Origin of the sequence: Oryzibacillus soli (assembly GCF_051594765.1) — a bacterium.
Classification (GTDB): Bacteria; Bacillota; Bacilli; order Paenibacillales; family NBRC-103111; genus Paenibacillus_AR.
Map to the genome: position 1 here is coordinate 1 of NZ_JBPPGJ010000013.1, position 16,383 is coordinate 16,383.

17 protein-coding genes and 1 tRNA gene are annotated in these 16,383 nt (G+C 56.3%); 8 read left to right on the forward strand and 10 right to left on the reverse strand.

Going from position 1 to position 16,383, the window contains the following annotated elements:
• The first annotated feature begins 180 nt into the window (after window positions 1-180).
• The 3 genes from ACSEXW_RS17880 to ACSEXW_RS17890 are packed head-to-tail and all read left to right on the forward strand — an operon-like array spanning window position 181 to window position 3,779.
• Entirely contained in the window at window positions 181-1,557 is a 1,377-nt protein-coding gene (locus ACSEXW_RS17880) for a YheC/YheD family endospore coat-associated protein (protein WP_438447534.1), read from the forward strand.
• A complete protein-coding gene (locus tag ACSEXW_RS17885) occupies window positions 1,558-2,688 on the forward strand; it encodes a YheC/YheD family endospore coat-associated protein (RefSeq protein ID WP_438447535.1) in 1,131 nt (376 codons plus the stop codon).
• A gap of 5 nt (window positions 2,689-2,693) precedes the next feature.
• The gene (locus ACSEXW_RS17890; RefSeq protein ID WP_438447536.1) at window positions 2,694-3,779 is read left to right on the forward strand and encodes a YheC/YheD family endospore coat-associated protein; all 1,086 of its coding nucleotides are present in this window, start codon (window positions 2,694-2,696) and stop codon (window positions 3,777-3,779) included.
• 62 nt (window positions 3,780-3,841) lie between these two features.
• Here ACSEXW_RS17890 and ACSEXW_RS17895 read toward each other — a convergent pair whose 3' ends face one another.
• On the reverse strand, window positions 3,842-4,513 hold the full coding sequence (locus ACSEXW_RS17895) for an HAD family hydrolase (protein ID WP_438447537.1): 672 nt from the start codon (window positions 4,511-4,513) through the stop codon (window positions 3,842-3,844).
• 143 nt (window positions 4,514-4,656) lie between these two features.
• The gene (locus tag ACSEXW_RS17900; RefSeq protein WP_438447538.1) at window positions 4,657-4,962 is read right to left on the reverse strand and encodes a hypothetical protein; all 306 of its coding nucleotides are present in this window, start codon (window positions 4,960-4,962) and stop codon (window positions 4,657-4,659) included.
• Window positions 4,963-5,175: 213 nt separating this feature from the next.
• On the opposite strand from ACSEXW_RS17900, the gene ACSEXW_RS17905 reads away from it, so the two are divergent.
• Window positions 5,176-5,310 carry a hypothetical protein gene (locus ACSEXW_RS17905; RefSeq protein WP_438447539.1) on the forward strand — a complete coding sequence of 45 codons (135 nt, stop codon included), beginning with the start codon at window positions 5,176-5,178 and terminating at the stop codon, window positions 5,308-5,310.
• 192 nt (window positions 5,311-5,502) lie between these two features.
• Window positions 5,503-5,970 carry a GNAT family N-acetyltransferase gene (locus ACSEXW_RS17910; protein WP_438447540.1) on the forward strand — a complete coding sequence of 156 codons (468 nt, stop codon included), beginning with the start codon at window positions 5,503-5,505 and terminating at the stop codon, window positions 5,968-5,970.
• 69 nt (window positions 5,971-6,039) lie between these two features.
• Here the strand turns inward: ACSEXW_RS17910 and ACSEXW_RS17915 are convergent.
• From ACSEXW_RS17915 to ACSEXW_RS17925, 3 genes are all read right to left on the reverse strand, one after another.
• Window positions 6,040-6,111, reverse strand: a tRNA-Lys gene (locus ACSEXW_RS17915).
• Window positions 6,112-6,191: 80 nt separating this feature from the next.
• The gene (lgt, locus tag ACSEXW_RS17920; protein WP_438447541.1) at window positions 6,192-6,989 is read right to left on the reverse strand and encodes a prolipoprotein diacylglyceryl transferase; all 798 of its coding nucleotides are present in this window, start codon (window positions 6,987-6,989) and stop codon (window positions 6,192-6,194) included.
• Window positions 6,990-7,145: 156 nt separating this feature from the next.
• Window positions 7,146-8,354 (reverse strand): MFS transporter, encoded by a 1,209-nt coding sequence (locus ACSEXW_RS17925; RefSeq protein ID WP_438447542.1) that lies wholly within the window; start codon window positions 8,352-8,354, stop codon window positions 7,146-7,148.
• Between the two features lie 124 nt (window positions 8,355-8,478).
• Between ACSEXW_RS17925 and ACSEXW_RS17930 the strand changes: the two genes are divergently transcribed.
• Together ACSEXW_RS17930 and ACSEXW_RS17935 are read left to right on the forward strand one after the other, a co-directional pair.
• Window positions 8,479-10,293 carry an ABC transporter substrate-binding protein gene (locus ACSEXW_RS17930; protein WP_438447543.1) on the forward strand — a complete coding sequence of 605 codons (1,815 nt, stop codon included), beginning with the start codon at window positions 8,479-8,481 and terminating at the stop codon, window positions 10,291-10,293.
• 296 nt (window positions 10,294-10,589) lie between these two features.
• Window positions 10,590-11,453 (forward strand): alpha/beta fold hydrolase, encoded by an 864-nt coding sequence (locus ACSEXW_RS17935; RefSeq protein WP_438447544.1) that lies wholly within the window; start codon window positions 10,590-10,592, stop codon window positions 11,451-11,453.
• A gap of 145 nt (window positions 11,454-11,598) precedes the next feature.
• Here the strand turns inward: ACSEXW_RS17935 and ACSEXW_RS17940 are convergent, their stop codons facing one another.
• From ACSEXW_RS17940 to ACSEXW_RS17950, 3 genes are read right to left on the reverse strand one after another with little or no spacing between them, the layout of a single operon-like run.
• Window positions 11,599-12,168 carry a manganese catalase family protein gene (locus ACSEXW_RS17940; protein ID WP_438447545.1) on the reverse strand — a complete coding sequence of 190 codons (570 nt, stop codon included), beginning with the start codon at window positions 12,166-12,168 and terminating at the stop codon, window positions 11,599-11,601.
• Window positions 12,169-12,188: 20 nt separating this feature from the next.
• Entirely contained in the window at window positions 12,189-12,452 is a 264-nt protein-coding gene (locus ACSEXW_RS17945) for a spore coat protein CotJB (protein WP_438447546.1), read from the reverse strand.
• Window positions 12,453-12,480: 28 nt separating this feature from the next.
• Window positions 12,481-12,672, reverse strand: coding sequence for a spore coat associated protein CotJA (locus ACSEXW_RS17950; RefSeq protein ID WP_438447691.1), 192 nt, complete (start codon window positions 12,670-12,672; stop codon window positions 12,481-12,483).
• A 166-nt stretch (window positions 12,673-12,838) separates the two neighbouring features.
• Between ACSEXW_RS17950 and ACSEXW_RS17955 the strand changes: the two genes are divergently transcribed.
• Window positions 12,839-13,357 (forward strand): acyl-CoA thioesterase, encoded by a 519-nt coding sequence (locus tag ACSEXW_RS17955; protein WP_438447547.1) that lies wholly within the window; start codon window positions 12,839-12,841, stop codon window positions 13,355-13,357.
• 55 nt (window positions 13,358-13,412) lie between these two features.
• Here ACSEXW_RS17955 and ACSEXW_RS17960 read toward each other — a convergent pair whose 3' ends face one another.
• A complete protein-coding gene (locus ACSEXW_RS17960; RefSeq protein WP_438447548.1) occupies window positions 13,413-14,411 on the reverse strand; it encodes a Gfo/Idh/MocA family protein in 999 nt (332 codons plus the stop codon).
• 98 nt (window positions 14,412-14,509) lie between these two features.
• Entirely contained in the window at window positions 14,510-16,204 is a 1,695-nt protein-coding gene (locus ACSEXW_RS17965) for a methyl-accepting chemotaxis protein (protein WP_438447549.1), read from the reverse strand.
• Between the last annotated feature and the right edge of the window lie 179 nt (window positions 16,205-16,383).

Here is a 16,383-nt window from a genome sequence, read left to right on the forward strand (position 1 = left end):
CGCTTCCCTCGTCCGCAAAACTCCGTTGATGCTTTCGATGCCAGTTTTGCTCCACCGCGTGACGAGGTCACGCTTCCCTCGTCCGCAAAACTCCGTTGATGCTTTCGATGCCAGTTTTGCTCCACCGCGTGACGAGATCACGCTTCCCTCGTCCGCAAAACTCTTAGGAGGTACCCCACCATGAGTTTGACAACGTGCACGATCCTGGTCAACCGTCAGCCGGGCAAAACCGTGATCATGAGCCGCACGCTGGCCAAAGCCCTTCAGGTGTCATCCGGCCGCACGGTTACGCTTCGGCTTGGATCCAAGGAAACGGACGTAACCGTCCGCACCTCGGCCACCCGCAAGGATAATGAGCTGGTGCTCCCCGCCAATCTCACGGCGCAGCTCCGTCTGCCGAGGACGGGCAAATGCTATATCCGCAGCCAATCCGGCAAGGAGCTGCAGCTCGGCCCCGTCATCGGCATCCTGACCCATGCCACCCCCGAGGGCGGCGCCCTCTTCGGCTCCCGGACCAGCTTCTTCCGTGAAATTTTCGCCACCGGCGAAGGCAAAGCCTTCCACGTGGCCTTCTCTCCCAGCTCAGTGAACTGGGAGGATGGAACCGTGTACGGCTATACGCTGGACCGGTCGGGCAAGTGGGTCCGCAAAACGTTCCCCATGCCGGATGTGGTCTATAACAGGCTTCCGAGCCGCAAGGCGGAGAAATCCGCTTCCATGGAAGCCTTCAAGGAACGCTTCGTCCGCCGCCGGATCCCTCTGTTTAACTGGAGCTTCTTCGACAAGTGGGATGTATATAAGCTGCTGGACGGCGAGTCGGAGGCGGAAAAACACGTCCCCGAATCGCTGATCGATCCGAGTCCCGACGACATCCGCCGGATGATGGAGAAGCACCGCTTCGTCTACCTGAAGCCCACGGGAGGCAGTCTCGGCATCGGCATCTACCGGCTGACCTACAGCCCGGGGCGGGGCTACTTCGCCCGATTCCGGCGCAACGGCAGCAACGTGCTGATCCGTTTCGGCAAATTCGACGGACTGATGAAGCTGCTCCGCCGCCATAACATCCAACTGCGACATTACGTCATCCAACAGGGCATCCGCCTGATCGAGCTGGACGGCTGCCCGCTGGATTTCCGCTTCCACATGGTCAAGAACGGCAACAACCAATGGGTGGCCGCCGGCATCGGCGCCAAAAGGGCCGGACGGGGCAGCGTCACCACCCATATCCGCAACGGCGGCGAGCTCATGACTCCCGAGCATGCGCTGACCCGGGTCTACGGCTCCTCCAAGGCCGAGGAGATCCTCACCACCGCCAAGCAGGCCGCCATTCGTCTGGCGGAGGCCATCGAGAAGCGCTATTCCCACCCGCTGGGCGAGCTGGGCTTCGATCTGGGCATCGACCAGAACGACCGGGTGTGGATGTTCGAGGCCAATGCGAAGCCGGGCCGCTCCATTTTCAAGCATCCTTCGCTGAAGGCACAGGGGAGGGCTACGCTGACCAACCTGTTCGAGCACTGCCTGTACTTGGCCAGGTTCCGTACGAGGAGGGAGGGGTAAGTGGACATCTTCCTTCATGAGATTCCCCCCGTACCGCAGTCCTTCATTGCGATTCTGACCATGGATGACGACGAGCGACCCTTTAGAGGCAACCACCGCAACTTCATCGATCTGATCCATGCCGGACGGGAGCAGGGCGCCACCGTTTACGTCACCCGGGTGAAGGACTTGAAGCTGGGTCAGAAGAAGATTAACGGCTTCCTGTACCAGACGGAGACCCGGACCTGGTCCCAGACCATGGTTCCTTTCCCCCAGGTGGTCTACAACCGGATACCGAACCGCAAGGATGAACAGAGCCCCGAGGTGCAGCAGGTCATCAAGGCCTGCATGAAGCATTCGAAGCTGAAGATGTTCAATCCGAGCTTCTTCTATAAGTGGACATTGTTCGAGTGGCTCAATAAGTCCAAGGTGACCAAAAAATACGTGCCCGCCACCAAGAAGCTGGCCCATGCCGAGGAGCTGGAGCAGATGCTGGCCCAGTACCCTTCCGTCTACCTGAAGCCGGTCAAGGGCAAGGCGGGATCCGGCATCATGCGGGTGGAGCGACCCAAGAGCAAGGGAGCCCCGTATATTCTCCGCGTGCAGGCCCAGAAGAAAAGCCGCGTCACCCATCACGCCACCGTCGCCAAGCTGTGGAGCTCCATCAAGCCACTGATCGGTTCCGAGGAATACATTGTCCAGCAGGGGATCACCCTGGCCAGCTTCGAGAACCGACCCTACGACCTGCGGGTGCTGGTGCAGAAGAACAGCAAGGGCGAATGGGATCTGACGGGAGTCGGGGCCCGGGTGGCCGGGAAGCTGTCGATCACAACCCATGTCCCCCGAGGCGGTTCCATCAACGAGCCGGAGAAGGTTCTGACCGCCGCCTTCGGCTCCGAGGCCGCCAAGCGTACGCTCCAGCGGATCAAGCGCGCCTCCCTCTCCATCGCCAGACAGATTGAGAAAGCCTCCGGGCATACGCTGGGCGAAATGTCCATGGACCTGGGTGTGGACACCTCGGGGCAGATCTGGTTCTTCGAGGCCAACTCCAGGCCGATGAAATTCGATGAGCCGGACATCCGCAAGAAATCGTTGGACCGTATCATCGAATACAGCATATATCTATCCAAAAAACGGAAAAAGAGCAGGTGATCCCCTTGCCGAGCCCGACTCTTGGCATCATGGCTCTCTATCTGAACGGCGGCAAGATTGAGGAAATGTCGTACTTTCGCAAGCTCAGCCAGGCGGGTACCCGATTGGGGATCCGCGTGGTTGTCTTTACCCCGGAGGATGTGGACGGAGCAACCCGGACCATCCGGTCTTGGATCTGGCGTGACACGGAAGGCAGGTGGATCCGGGAGCGGGTCCGGTTTCCGGATATCATCTATGACCGCTGCCGCTTCCAGCGCAACCACCGCTTCCAGCTTCTCCGGAAGTTCAGGACGGACTATCCGGAGCTTCGGCAGATGAGCCGGCCGCTCCTGCATAAGTGGGGCATCCACCAGGTGTTGTATAAGAACAAACGGATCCGTCCGTACCTGCCGGAAACCGTTCCCTATTCGACTCCGTCCGCCCTCTTGAAGATGCTGGAGCGCTTCGGTCTGGTCTACGTGAAGCCCATCGACGGCACCGGAGGCCGCGGCATCCTTCGGATCGAGCGGGCCGGAGACGGAACGTACCGCATTCAAGGCAGGGACCGGAGCCGGAGAATCATCGCCCCCTTCACCGTCTCCGACCGCCAGCTCGGAGCCCGCATTGCCCGGTTCATGAAGGTCGGCCGGTTCATGGTTCAGCAGGGCATCCAGATCAAGCTGGAGGATGGTAGGGTCCATGATTACCGGCTTCTGATCCAGAAGAACGGCAGCGGCCAATGGGAGGTTACGGGCAGCGCAGGGCGAATCGGCGCCCGGCGGAGCATTACCTCCAACCTGCACGGAGGCGGATCCGCCGTTCCGACCCGCAAGCTGCTCGCCATGCGCTTCAGCTCCGAGGAGACCATCCGCGGCATCCAAGAGGATATGTCGCAGCTGGCCCATCTCATTGCCAATCATATTGAGCGTCAGTTCGGCTCCATGTGCGAGCTGGCGCTGGACATTGCCGTGGACGGCAAAGGGCGGGTCTGGCTGATCGAGATCAATCCGAAGCCAGCCCGCGAGGTCTTCTCGCGGATCGGCGAGAAGGAGACCTACCGGAAGGCGGTCCAGCGCCCCCTCGAATATGCGCTGTATCTTCTGAAGGAATAGCCAAAAAAAGGAAGGAGCTAAGCGCCATTCATAGCCGCTTGGCTCCTTCCTTGTTCCTTCTGCTATTTCCCGGCATCCCACAGCTCCAACAGCTCCTGGAACCGGGTGATTCTCACGTCCGCCTGAGCCAGCTCTTCGCCGGCGCCGAAGCCGGCGTAATCGCAGCCGATCACCGTCAGTCCGTTCCGATGCCCGGCCTCCACGTCGGACGAGCGGTCCCCTACCATCCAGGCGGAGCCGATGCCGTATCGGGACAGCAGCATCCGCACCAGGTCCACCTTGGTGGACGTGGCATATTCCCCCGCGCTGTACAGGTCCTCGAAGAGACGAAGGATGCCCTTGCGTTCCGCTACGCCCTTGACATACCCTTCCAGACCGTTGCTAGCCACGAAGAGCCGGACTCCCCGTTCCTTCAGCGTCGTGAGAGTGGCTTCCACCCCCGGATACAGGTCGCCGAAGCCCCGGTCCAGATATTCCAGCTCATAATGCATGAACAGCTCGTCCGCCCGGTTGCGGACGCGATCGTCCGCCTCGGGGAGCACCTTGCGCCAGATCTGGTCCAGCAGCATACCCAGACAGCCCATGATGATCCGCTCCGGCGGAGTTTCACCGGTGTACGAGCCTTCCTCCTTCATCCTGTCGAAGGTGGCATGGTACGCCGGGACCAGCAAGGTTTCCGTCTGAAACAGCGTTCCGTCCATATCGAAGATCATGGCCTCCGGACGTTTCAACATTGTTCTTCCTCCTCCACGCTGCGAGATGGCCTGATTTTTGCATGCCACTATGTAAGCACGCTTTGCCTCCGATGTCAACCATCCGCTCCACCTTTCCCTCCCCCACAAAAAAAGGCCGCTCCTTATAAGGAGCAGCCTGCCCATTACCAGAAAATGCCCGGATAGCCTCCGTACGCACCGGGATACCCGTATCCGCCCAGGCCGCCGTATCCACCATATCCACCGTATCCTCCGTATGCGTAAGGAGCGGTACCGATGGCCAGCAGGTCGAACAATACCAGGGGAATGACTGCTTGAGTACGGACCTTCTTTCCTTTGGGTTGGGCCAAGAACAGGCGGGTTCCGCTAATCTTGACCAGCTTGCCGGATGCCACGGTGCCGTCCTTCTTCAGGCAATATACCTCTTTGCCGATTAACTTTTTCGCCTCTTCCACGCGTACATGCTTCATCCCGCCAGCTCCTCCCGGATTCTTAGTGAAAACCTAATGGTTCCGATCTTCCCTATATCCTATTCGGAGGGGGCATTTGGAGCTTGGACAGGAGTGGATAGGCCTCAAAATGGACATTCGGGCGAATGTCACGATATCGTCGATTTTCCGGTACATGGGATACTCCCCCGCCGGACAACCTGTAGATGAATCTTCTGGGAAAGGAGGCGCTGCATGGCACTTGCGATGGACGGAGATGCTTGGGATCTGGACAGCGTGAACGATGATCGGTTGGATGACGATGCGGATCTGGATGATGATGCGGATGATCCGGCCGATGCCCCGGACGAAGATTGGAACATGGATTGATCCAGCTGCAGGCACCAATACAGGAACGACGTAAGCCAAACGCTTCTGCTGACCGGCTCCTTCCCGGCGGCGGGGGCGTTTTCTTATGGGCATGGATCCGAAAAGGGGAGTGAATATTTGCCATACGGTATGGTATGATAATCCCCAAAACAGGCCGGGACAAGACCGGCTTCAGGGGAGAGGTATGCCGCAATGCTGGATATTCGCAGGGTTGACACGAAGGATCGGGACCTTCATGGACTGATCGCCAAGCTGGACGAGGATCTGTACCGCCGTTATCCGGCTGATGAAGTGTTTGTGCTGGATTTCAACGATCCGGACATTGCGGAGGTGCGCTTCATCGTGGCATACGACGGAGAACGGCCTGTGGGCTGCGGAGCAATCCGTCCTCTCGACGATGAGGCGGTGGAGCTGAAGCGGTTCTACGTAGAGCCTGAGGTCCGCCGGCGAGGGGTTGCCGCCCGGATGCTGGCCTTCCTGGAGGATATGGCCCGGGAGCTCGGGTATGAGATTCTGCGGTTGGAGACGGGTACGGAGCAGCCGGAAGCGAATGCCTTCTATCAGAAGCATGGGTATGTTCCCATCCCGCTATATGGAGAATATGTTGGCTGTCCCAGCAGCTTGTGCTATGAGAAGAAGCTGGCTCTGGCCCGTGCCTAAGCTCAGAAATGCCCGGATTCCGAACAGCAAAAAGCCCCTGCCGATGAAGGCGGGGGCTTCGATTCGCTATAGGCCCGGTGGGGGTCGAACCCACAACCTACCGGTTAAGAGCCGGTTGCTCTGCCATTGAGCTACGGACCTGCTTGAAGAAGACAAGTAATAATATAGCACCATATTTCACCAATGGCAAGCCCTTGTCACAAAAAATACACCTCCGGTCGTCATACGACGGAGGCGTTCACTCCTTCCGGCGGGGCCGGCGGTGATTTCCTCGCCAGAATGATCATCATAATGAGACTTGCCGCGATTATGGTCATGCTCGTCCACTGAGCGGCCGTCCAATCGAACAGGTATCGGGGCGTATCTCCCCGCAGGAGCTCCAGCAAGAAGCGGCCGAGGGAGTACAGAATATTATAGGCCAAGAACAGGAAGCCCCGGAACCAGACCCGGTTCTTCAAGATCAGCAGCAGGCCGAATACGACGAAATCCCACTGCCCCTCCCACACCTCTGCGGGGAACAGCGGCTCGGAGCCGTAAGTGTCAAATGCAATGGTACCCGGCGGATATACGACGCCATAACCCAAGCCGGTGGGGGATCCGAAGGCATCCCCGTTCAAGAAACAGGCAATCCTTCCCACTCCCTGTCCGAAAATGATGGCCGGCGCCATGATATCCGCCAGCTCCCAGAACGGAATCCGGTGCTTCCGCGTGTACAGCGCACCGGCCGCGAACCCGCCGATCAGGCCTCCTTGGATGGATAGCCCTCCGTTCCATATTGCAACGATTTCCAGCAGATGATGGGAATAATAGCTCCATTGGAAGAAAAAAACCTCCCAAGCCCGTGCCCCGGCGATGGCCCCGGCTACCACCAGCACCACCATGTCCAGAATATGCTTCTGGTAAGGCGTTCCTTTGGCCAAATAATAGGCCACTCCGGTACCCAGCAGAATCGCGATCGCCACGATAAGCCCGTAGGAATGAACCGAATATCCGAATATCGAAAATAACGTAACCCGCATCGAACTCTCCCTCCTGCTGTCTGGCTTTCTCGCTCCCCATCATACCATATCCATTCCATGAATGGGTACGCCTTGCAGCGCCTGGGTGGGGCGGTTTTGTCTAAGACGCAGTATAGCCGGGCTGCTATTATGGGGACCCAGCTGTTCATTATGCGATCAGGCCGTCTTAAGTCTGTACGTTGCGAGCCAGACAATGACTGCTAGTCCCAATAATCCGGCCGACAAGCTGTATACCGCATCGACGTCGTACAACTCCACTAGTGTATAGGCAAGAATCGGTCCAACGGCCGCTCCTAGGTCAATCACCAAGGTGTATGCCGTCATGAAGTATACCGTTCCGACCTGAGACGCCGTATCCCCCGCTATGGCGTCCAGCAAAGTGGTGATCAGCGTATTGCCGATCAGCAGGCCCACCAGCAGTAAGAAAAACAGAGGCAGCGGCAGGCGGACTGGTGCTAGGGCGAAGGTGCACAACGCATAGATGAGGGAAGCTAGGAGTATGGAGCTGCGACTGAACCGCCGGTCCGACAACCGGCCGATCCATGGGGACAGCAGCGGGTTCCAGAGCCATCGCAAGGCTTGGAGCATTCCGCTCAGGGAGACGGCCCCCAAAGCCCAGCCAGCAACAAGGATGGGGTCTGGATGGTGCTCGGCTATATATAGACTGAACGTGGATGGCATCAGGCCAAAGTAAACGACCGAGACAATTACGGTGATTCCTAACGTTCGGATCGCCTGCATTTTTTGGCGGGTAAAAGACGGTTTCATCTCCAATTTCCTTGAAGATTCCTTAGCAGTCTGATGAGATTCTGCGGGAAGCACCATCCATGTCAAAGGGATGCCTAGGAGCGTGACTATGGAAAAAGCTATCCCAATCGGGACAATCCCGATCTGTTCGGCCCATAATCCGCCAGCCAACATGCCAACTAGGGAACCCAACCCCCATAGACCATTGTATAGCCCCATCCTCTGTCCTCGGTTAGCATCGTTCGAATGCTCCATAACGACCAGGTATCCTCCAAGTCTCAAAAAAGACCAGGCAAGCCCCCATAAGCATCTCGCCAGCAACAGCCACCAGAACTGATGAACCAGCGCGTAGATTCCAGTAACGACCGCTGTGATACAGACGGACAATAGAATACCGGAGCGCCGACTTATCCGGTTATAGCACCAGCCGACGACTGGACCCAAGGGCAGCCGGACCAGACGGTTAGCGGACAGCAGTACACCGATCTGCCATACTTCGGATAAACCGAACTCCTTCCAGTAAACAGGCAGCACGATGTACAGCATGGAGTCTCCCAACAGACACAAGGCCGTTACTAAGGCAACGATAACGATGGGACGTTCAGTATGGTTACTCATCCGGGGATCTCCTTCTGGTCCTTCTTTCTTATGTGCTCATTGTAGGGGTTTAATAGGTGAATAAAAAGTGCAATAATGGTCCTATCGAAGCTTCACCTTTTCGTGTGACTGTTAGGAGGTCCCCATGAGTGTAAGACATGAAGCTCTCCGCAAGCTGATGGAACATTTTAGCCCCATTCGTGTGGGAAGACGCGTGGTAACCTCTTTAGAGGAGTTGACTCAGGTGCTTGGCTGCACAAGAAGGGCCGCTCAACTGATGTTAAAGCGGATGGGCGAGGAAGGCTGGATAGCCTGGCAGCCCGGTTCCGGCCGAGGCCGCTTCTCCAGCCTAATCTTTCTGCAGTCCTATGAGGAGATGATCCGGTCTGAAGCCCATAAGCTGGCCGCGGCTGGACAATGGGGACTTGCATGGCGACTTCTGCAGAATGAGCAGGTCGGTGAGTCGATCCGTGAGGACTTTGCCCGGTTCCTTGCCTCCGGAAGCGTGGGGACAACCGCTCCGGGTGAGGAGAAGGATGTTCTTCGTTTCGTGCTGTACCGCCCGATTTTGTCGCTGGATCCGGGGGAGGCCGCACGCCGGACGGAGCAGCACTTGGTATCCCAGCTGTTTGACACGCTGCTGATCTATGATACAAAAGCTGGCTGCATCAAACCACATCTGGCGCATGGCTGGGATTGCAAGGACGGGGGAAAGACCTACCTGTTCTACCTGCGTAAAGGAGTCCGATTTCATGATGGCCGGGAGTTCACTTCGGAGGATGTTGCCTACACCATGAGAAGACTTGCCGGAGGACAAGCCGGAGCATGGATGACCGCTCTATTGGAGACGATTGTCCGGATCGAAGCGGTAACTTCCCATACGCTCGCGATCCACTTGAATGAACCGCTTCATGCGCTCCTTGATTTTTTAACGCTTCCCGGAGCTTCCATCGTGCCTAGAGGCTTTACGGACGGAGACCGGCCGGTGGGAACGGGACCTTTTCGACTGATACATAAGGATGATCATAAGGTGGAGCTGGCCGCACATGCAGCCTACTTTGGTGGAAGGCCATTTGTAGACCGGGTGGACATGTGGATTCTTCCCGCCATATACGAATCCGGCCATGCCACATCCAGCACGGAGGCCGACCGGATGGCGGTGAACCTTCAGCAGTACCTTTATTCAGAAGCACCCAAGGAATGGATCGGACAGGAATGCACGGATCGGGGATGTAAGCTCTTGGTGGCTAATCTGCGCGATTCGGATTCGAATATCGTACGCCGTCGAACTGCTCTTATCAGCCGCCTATTTTCCATATTGGATCGGAAACGTATGGTCAATGAGCTTGGGGGCAACCGATATACGGCCGCTGATTCGCTTACTTCCACCGGCATCGTAAATTCTCGTCTTACACATGACAACGATTCAGCATGGCAAGGCATCATGAACCGGGCATCGCTCACCTTGGCTGCGGGTCATGGGGCAGGCAACGAGCGCGATGCGGAGTGGATCCGGTCAGAGGCCCTGTCGGCAGGGATCTCCGTCACCGTACACTACCTTTCTCACGGCACGCTGTATCAGTCTACCGCCTGTCCGGAAGCAGATCTGATCCTGCTGGAGCAGCCGATCGGCAATGATGAAGAAGCTTCACTGGCGCTGATCTTTCATAGTCCCTCCAGTATGCTGCGACGCTGCTATTGTAAGGAAACAGAGGCCTATTGGCATCAGTTGTATCAAGAGAAGTATATCCGGGAACCGGACAAGGTTAAGCGCAGGGCTCACCTCCAGAGCATGGAGGATCGGCTTCTTCAAGAACAGGCTGTTTTTCCCCTCTACCGCTGGCGCCAAACCGCGCACTATCCGCCCCATGTGCGCAATGTCGCTTTTGATGCATACGGCTGGGTAGACTACAGATCAATCTGGTTTGGAACGCAGCCTGACTTCCACACAAAGAAATAGACCGCCCTCCTCCAAGGTTGCGGTCCTCATACAAGTCCGCGATGGGATCGCCCCTTGGTCAGCTTGTTGATCATGGTGGCGATCATCTCGAGGTGTGCGGATTCCTAAGTACACTATAGTTGTAGGTGATGAAAAACCTTGATTTATCTAAGTCCTTTTAACATTCTGACGGCAAAAGTTTACTCCATTAGCTTAACGGGCAGGAGAGTTGAAGATTATTGGCGGTGAACCGGAACATAACTAACGGCAAAGTTTTCTTGATATAATAGGTGGAAAGTGCTAACGGGAGGTTTAGTATGAGATCGGTGTTTAAAAACGAAACATTCGAAAAAGAATACTATCTCTGCTACGAGAAAAGTTTAGAGAACTTTGAAATGGATTTCAAGTCCGATTACGTGTCGACAACCTTCGGTGAAACGCATGTACTGCGTTTCGGTGATCCAGGGAAGAAACCACTTGTTCTTCTACATGGCATGACCATGAGCAGTACGATGTGGTATCCAAATATGAAACAGTTCGTTCAGGAACGCTGTGTATATGCTATTGATATTATCGGTGACTTTGGGAAAAGCAAACCGACCGTTCCCATAAAACTCAGGAAGGAGGGTCAACTGTGGTTGCTTGAGGTGTTAGATGCCTTGCAGTTGAATAAGATCGATTTGGCAGGTCACTCGATGGGGGGATTTTTATCGTTAAATTTTGCCCTTGCTTACCCGGAGCGTGTATCGAAACTCATTCTATATGCCCCTGCTGGGACTTTCCATAAGATGAGCGCAAAGTTCTTTACAAAGATCTATCCGGCTTTATTATTTCATACGGAAAAAACGATAGATCGAGCTTTTCGATGGTTTTCAGGTAAAGGCGAACCTTTAGAGCCCGTATTTCGCTCTCAAGTCATCGCTGGTTACCGTTATGCGAAACCGCTTTTACAAGTGATGCCTTCCGTATTTCCTAAGGAGGAATTTCAGAATTTCCATACGCCTACCATGCTTATAGTAGGAGATAAAGAGGTAATCTATCCTGCACATAAGGCGGTTGCAAACGCGAAAACCGTAATTCCTCATCTTGAGGCACGAGTGATCCCCGGTGCAAGCCATTCTCTAACAATAGAGCATGCGGGAAACATTAACGAACTGACAAAACTTTTTTTACAGATATGAACGTTTAGGATTGATGGAACTGAAAACTTGCCGTTACAGAAAGCTCGATTATTACCTACATTTATTATGAAACCTAACCGACCCATATGAAGCGCAACAAAAGACCAAGAAACCTTCGCCCACCCGGACGAAGGTTTCCTAATGCTTAAAATATCTTCTGCGCGTCCCGTTCCGCCTTCAGGATTTCCACGGCTTCGCGGAACCGCAAGCTGTGTATAATCTCCCGCTCGCGGAGGAACTTCAGACCGTCCTGCAGATCCACATCGTCGGTCATGTCGATGAGCCACTGGTAGGTGGCGCGGGCCTTCTCCTCGGCGGCGATGTCCTCATACAAGTCCGCGATGGGATCGCCTTTGGCCGCGATATAGGCTGCCGTCCACGGTACCCCCGCTGCATTATGGTAGAACAGCGCTTTGTCATGGTTGGCGTAGTGGTCGCCCAGCCCCGCCGCCTTCAGCTGCTCCGGAGTAGCGTCCTTGGTCAGCTTGTAGACCATGGTCGCGATCATCTCCAGATGTGCGAATTCCTCCGTACCGATATCGTTTAACAGCCCCACAACTTTGTCCGGAATCGTATACCGCTGGTTCAGATAACGGAGGGCAGCGGCCAGCTCTCCGTCGGCACCGCCGTATTGCTCGATCAGGAATTTGGCCATCCGGGGGTCGCATTTGCTGACCCTTACCGGGTATTGCAGCTTCTTCTCATAAATCCACATGGTTCACAGCTCCTCCTGTCTTAGACCTGCCACGGCCACGGCGTATCAATCCACTGCCAGGGACTCCGGGAAAAACTGTGTCCATATTGAAGCAACGGGCCATATTTCATCTCGAAATGATGCGCCATCTGTTGCCGCTTCTGCGCCAATTGGTTAAACTGTTGAATAGCCGGAGTGTCCATCGGATGGGTGTCCAGGTAAAGCGTCAGCTCCACCAGCACGAAGTCGATTTCCTGCAGCTCCTTCAGCTCGCAGTAATAATCGTCGGGCATTTGTTTTTGCATAGTCTGCTCCTTTCGCCAAGATGGCATCTTACTTCACCGCGGGTCCCGGATACGGCGCATAGAGTGCCGGCCACAGGGTGCCCAGCTTCAAGGCTTCGCAGGGAGAGAACTGGGGCAAATTCATCGGCTGGTAATTCATATACAGCTGCGGGGGCGTGTTGTACGTCTTCACACAGATCGGTGGACATGGGTCAAAGGGGCTGACATAGGGCTGATACATCTTGAATTGGGATTGCACGGCTCCTAACCTCCTTAGGGATGGCAACGCTTGGGATGGGCATATAACCATGCTTTACTTTATGACATCCGCCTACGATTGGTTTGGGCTTCAGAACAAAGTTATGACACTGGCAAGAAAAATATGTAAAAAATCGGGTGATCCGGCAATGAGTTTAGCTCCGAAAGCAAGCAACGTATCCCGCTCCGTCCAGTCGACCTATGTCATGCCTCCGGATACGAATAACCATCAGACGTTGTACGGCGGGAAGCTCATGTCCTACATTGACAATGTGGCCGCCCGCGCCGCCATGCGGCACGCCCGTCAGCAGGTGGTGACCGCCTCCACGGACTCCATCGACTTCCTCTATCCGATCAAGGTCGGCCAGGAGGTATGTCTCGAAGCCTTCGTCACTTGGACGCATAAGACGTCCATGGAGGTCTTCGTGAAGATCATCAGCGAGAATCTCCTGACCGGGGAACGGATGGTATGCGCCACCTCGTTCCTGACCTTCGTCGCCATTGGCGAGGACGGCAAGCCTACGGAAGTGCCGGGTGTCATTCCCGGAACACCGGAGGAGAAGCACCTGCACGAGACGGCGCCGGCCCGGGCTCAGGCCCGCAAGGAGCGGCGGCTGGAGAGTCGAAAGCTGGCGGAGGCCTTCGGCACAAAGCGTCCGTGGGAATGAAGAAAGAGCTGGAACCAGGGGTGCAGCCCCCGATTCCAGCTCTTCTTGTTGTCGGTTATGCCAGCGTAATCCGCTCCCGCCTTTCCGCTGACCGCAGGCAGGCCTCCACCACCCGCATGTTGGCCACCGCGTCGGAGGCCGGAAACCGGGCCTGCCGCTCTCCTCGGACCACTGCGGCGAATTCATCCGCCTGCAGCGAATAGCTGTTGGCCGGCCCCGCCTCCACCACTCGTTCTTCGCCGCGGGTACGCAGCACGACCACTGCCGGTGCATCGAAGGATGGCAGGAACGGAGCGGGCAGGTTAATCGTCCCTTCCGTTCCTACAATCTCGAGACTTTGACGATTGGCGGCCCACATCCCGCAATCGAACAAGAGGGAGACGCCGCCGGCGAATTCCAGGGTCCCGGAGGCGACCATATCGACTCCGCCATGGGCTTCGGAGAAGAAGCCGTGAGCCGTAACCGCTTCCGGCTCCTGCCCAAGGAGATAACGCGCCGCATGGATCGGGTAGCAGCCAACGTCGAACAAGGACCCGCCTCCCCACTCCTTCACATAGCGCACATTGCCGGTATCTGCGGCATTGTGGAAGGTGAAGGACCCCCGAATCAATCGGACCGTCCCCACCGAGCCCTCCTCGATCAGCTTCTTCGACAGGCTGATCTGCGGGTGGTACCGGTACATGAAGGCTTCGGCCAGCACCACACCCGCTTGGCGGCAGGCATCGGCCATTTCCTCCGCCTCGGTAGCGCTCAAGGCTAGGGGCTTCTCGCACAGCACGTGCTTGCCGGCCTCCGCCGCCCGGATGGTCCATTCCTTATGCAGATGATTCGGCAGCGGAATATAGACCGCCTCCACCTCGGGGTCCGACAGCAGCTCCTCGTAGCTGCCATACGCCTTCGGAATGCCGAACTGTGCTGCCGCCTCCCGGGCCTTCTCCGGTCCCCGGCTGGCGATGGCGGCGATCTCCGCCGTTTCCGACTTCAGCATTCCTGGGATGACCTTGCCGATGGCGATGCTCGCACAGCCCAGAATACCCCACTTCAGTTTCTGCATGCATGCTCCTCCTTGTCCCTGATAGGCCCATTATCTCCCAGTCTGCGCTCAAGAGCAACCAAAAACCCCCGTTCCATTTGGAAACGGGGGCGCTGCTGTTAGACCTTAAATTTCTCAATGAGCTGCTGGAGCTCCTCTGCAAGACTGGAGAGATAGGTTGCCGAAGCGGTGATCTCCTCCATCGTAGCCAGCTGCTCCTGCGAGGCGGCAGAAGCGTTGTGGGTGCCCTCCGCCGTTGTATCCGCCAGGGATAACAGAACCTGGATCGACTGGACCACATGACTTGCTCCTTCGGACAGGTGGTTAACGGCTTGAGAGACCTCCTCGATTCGCCCGGCCGTATCCGATGCAGACGTTCGGATATCCACGAAGGCGTCTCCTGCGGATTGCACCAGCTGCGCGCCTTCGCCCACTTCATACGAGGCGGATTCCACCGTGTACGACACCTTCTCCATCTGACCCAGAATGAGGCGGATCAGCTCCGTAATCTGCTGGGCGGAACGTCCGGACTGCTCCGCCAGCTTCCGGATGGAATCGGCCACCACCGCGAAGCCTCTGCCGTGCTCGCCGGCACGGGCAGCTTCAATGGCCGCATTCAAGGCCAGCAGATTGGTCTGGTTGGCGATCTCCGTGATCACTTCCACGATGGAGCCGATCTCCTTCGAATGCTCGCCCAAGGCCCGTACCGTACCGGACAGCTCCGACATAGTCCCATTGATGGCCTTCATCTGCTCCACGGCGCTGCGGGCCGAGTCAAGCCCCGCCTCTGCCTTGTCGGATGTCTCGACGGCTGTGCGCGTAACCCCTTCGGCATTGTGGGCGATCTGGCCTACCGCGTCCGACATCCGGCTGATAATCCCGGAGGTCTCCTCCAGACTGCGCAGCTGCTTCTCTGCTCCCGCCGCCAGATCCTGCGAGACCAAAGCTATGGACTCGCTTGCTTTGCCCGTCTGCTCCGCGCTGGCGGTCAGCTCCTCCGAGGAAGCCGCCACCTGCATGGAGGTCTGGTTCACCTCCCGGATCAGCTTCCGGAGGTTCCCCGTCATCTGGTTCACGTCACTGGCCAGCTTGCCTACCTCGTCCTTGCTCTTGAACACCAGCGGCTCCATCGTCAGGTCTCCTCCGGCAATCCGGTTAACCTGCCCCGAGAGCTTGACGATAGGCTTCACCATCTGGCGGATGACGAAGAAGATCAGGATCATGCCGACGAGCATCGCAGCACCGCCGGTATACATCGGCACCTTGATGGTATCCATCGTCCGGCTGTCGATGATCTTCGCATCGAAGTTGATCGCCATTAAGGCGATGACCTCCTTGTTCGGGTCATGATCCTTGTAGATCAGGCCGTAGCCGGTCTTGAGCTTCTCTCCTCCGAATTCATAGACATCCGAATAGAGGGAATGCTTGTGATCCCGGATCATCGCCCGATCCTGGGGGTCCAGGTAATAGGCATCTCCGGCCTTGATGCCATGTCCCTTCAGCCGCTTGTCGGCGGCGAGCACCTTGCCATCCAGCGTCAAGATGAAGGCTTCCTTGAATATATCTTTATGATCGACCGTCCAGTTCAATTGTTCTTCGATCTTGGCAAGTACGGAAGTGTCCCCTTTGGCCAGCTTCTCAATATCGCCCGGATTGACCAATCCTGTCGTAATATTGGCGCAGCCTACAAGCTCGATTCCCACCGCTTCGTCCACTTGTTTGTAGGTAACCTGATAACCGATCGCGGCAATGGCAGCCCCGACCAAGAGCAATACGGCGACGATAGCGGATGTCATTTTGGCTGCGAAGCCCATGTTAGTATTCCCTCCAAGGAAATTGTATTGTAGGACTATGCGACTATAACTTATGATTCTATTTATACCATTATAGTCGAAAATACTCGAATTTTCGCTTGTTTTTTGTTAAGAATACATTAATTTCTGTACAATTCCTACTAAAATGTTTAGATTATCGATAAAAAATTAAAATAATG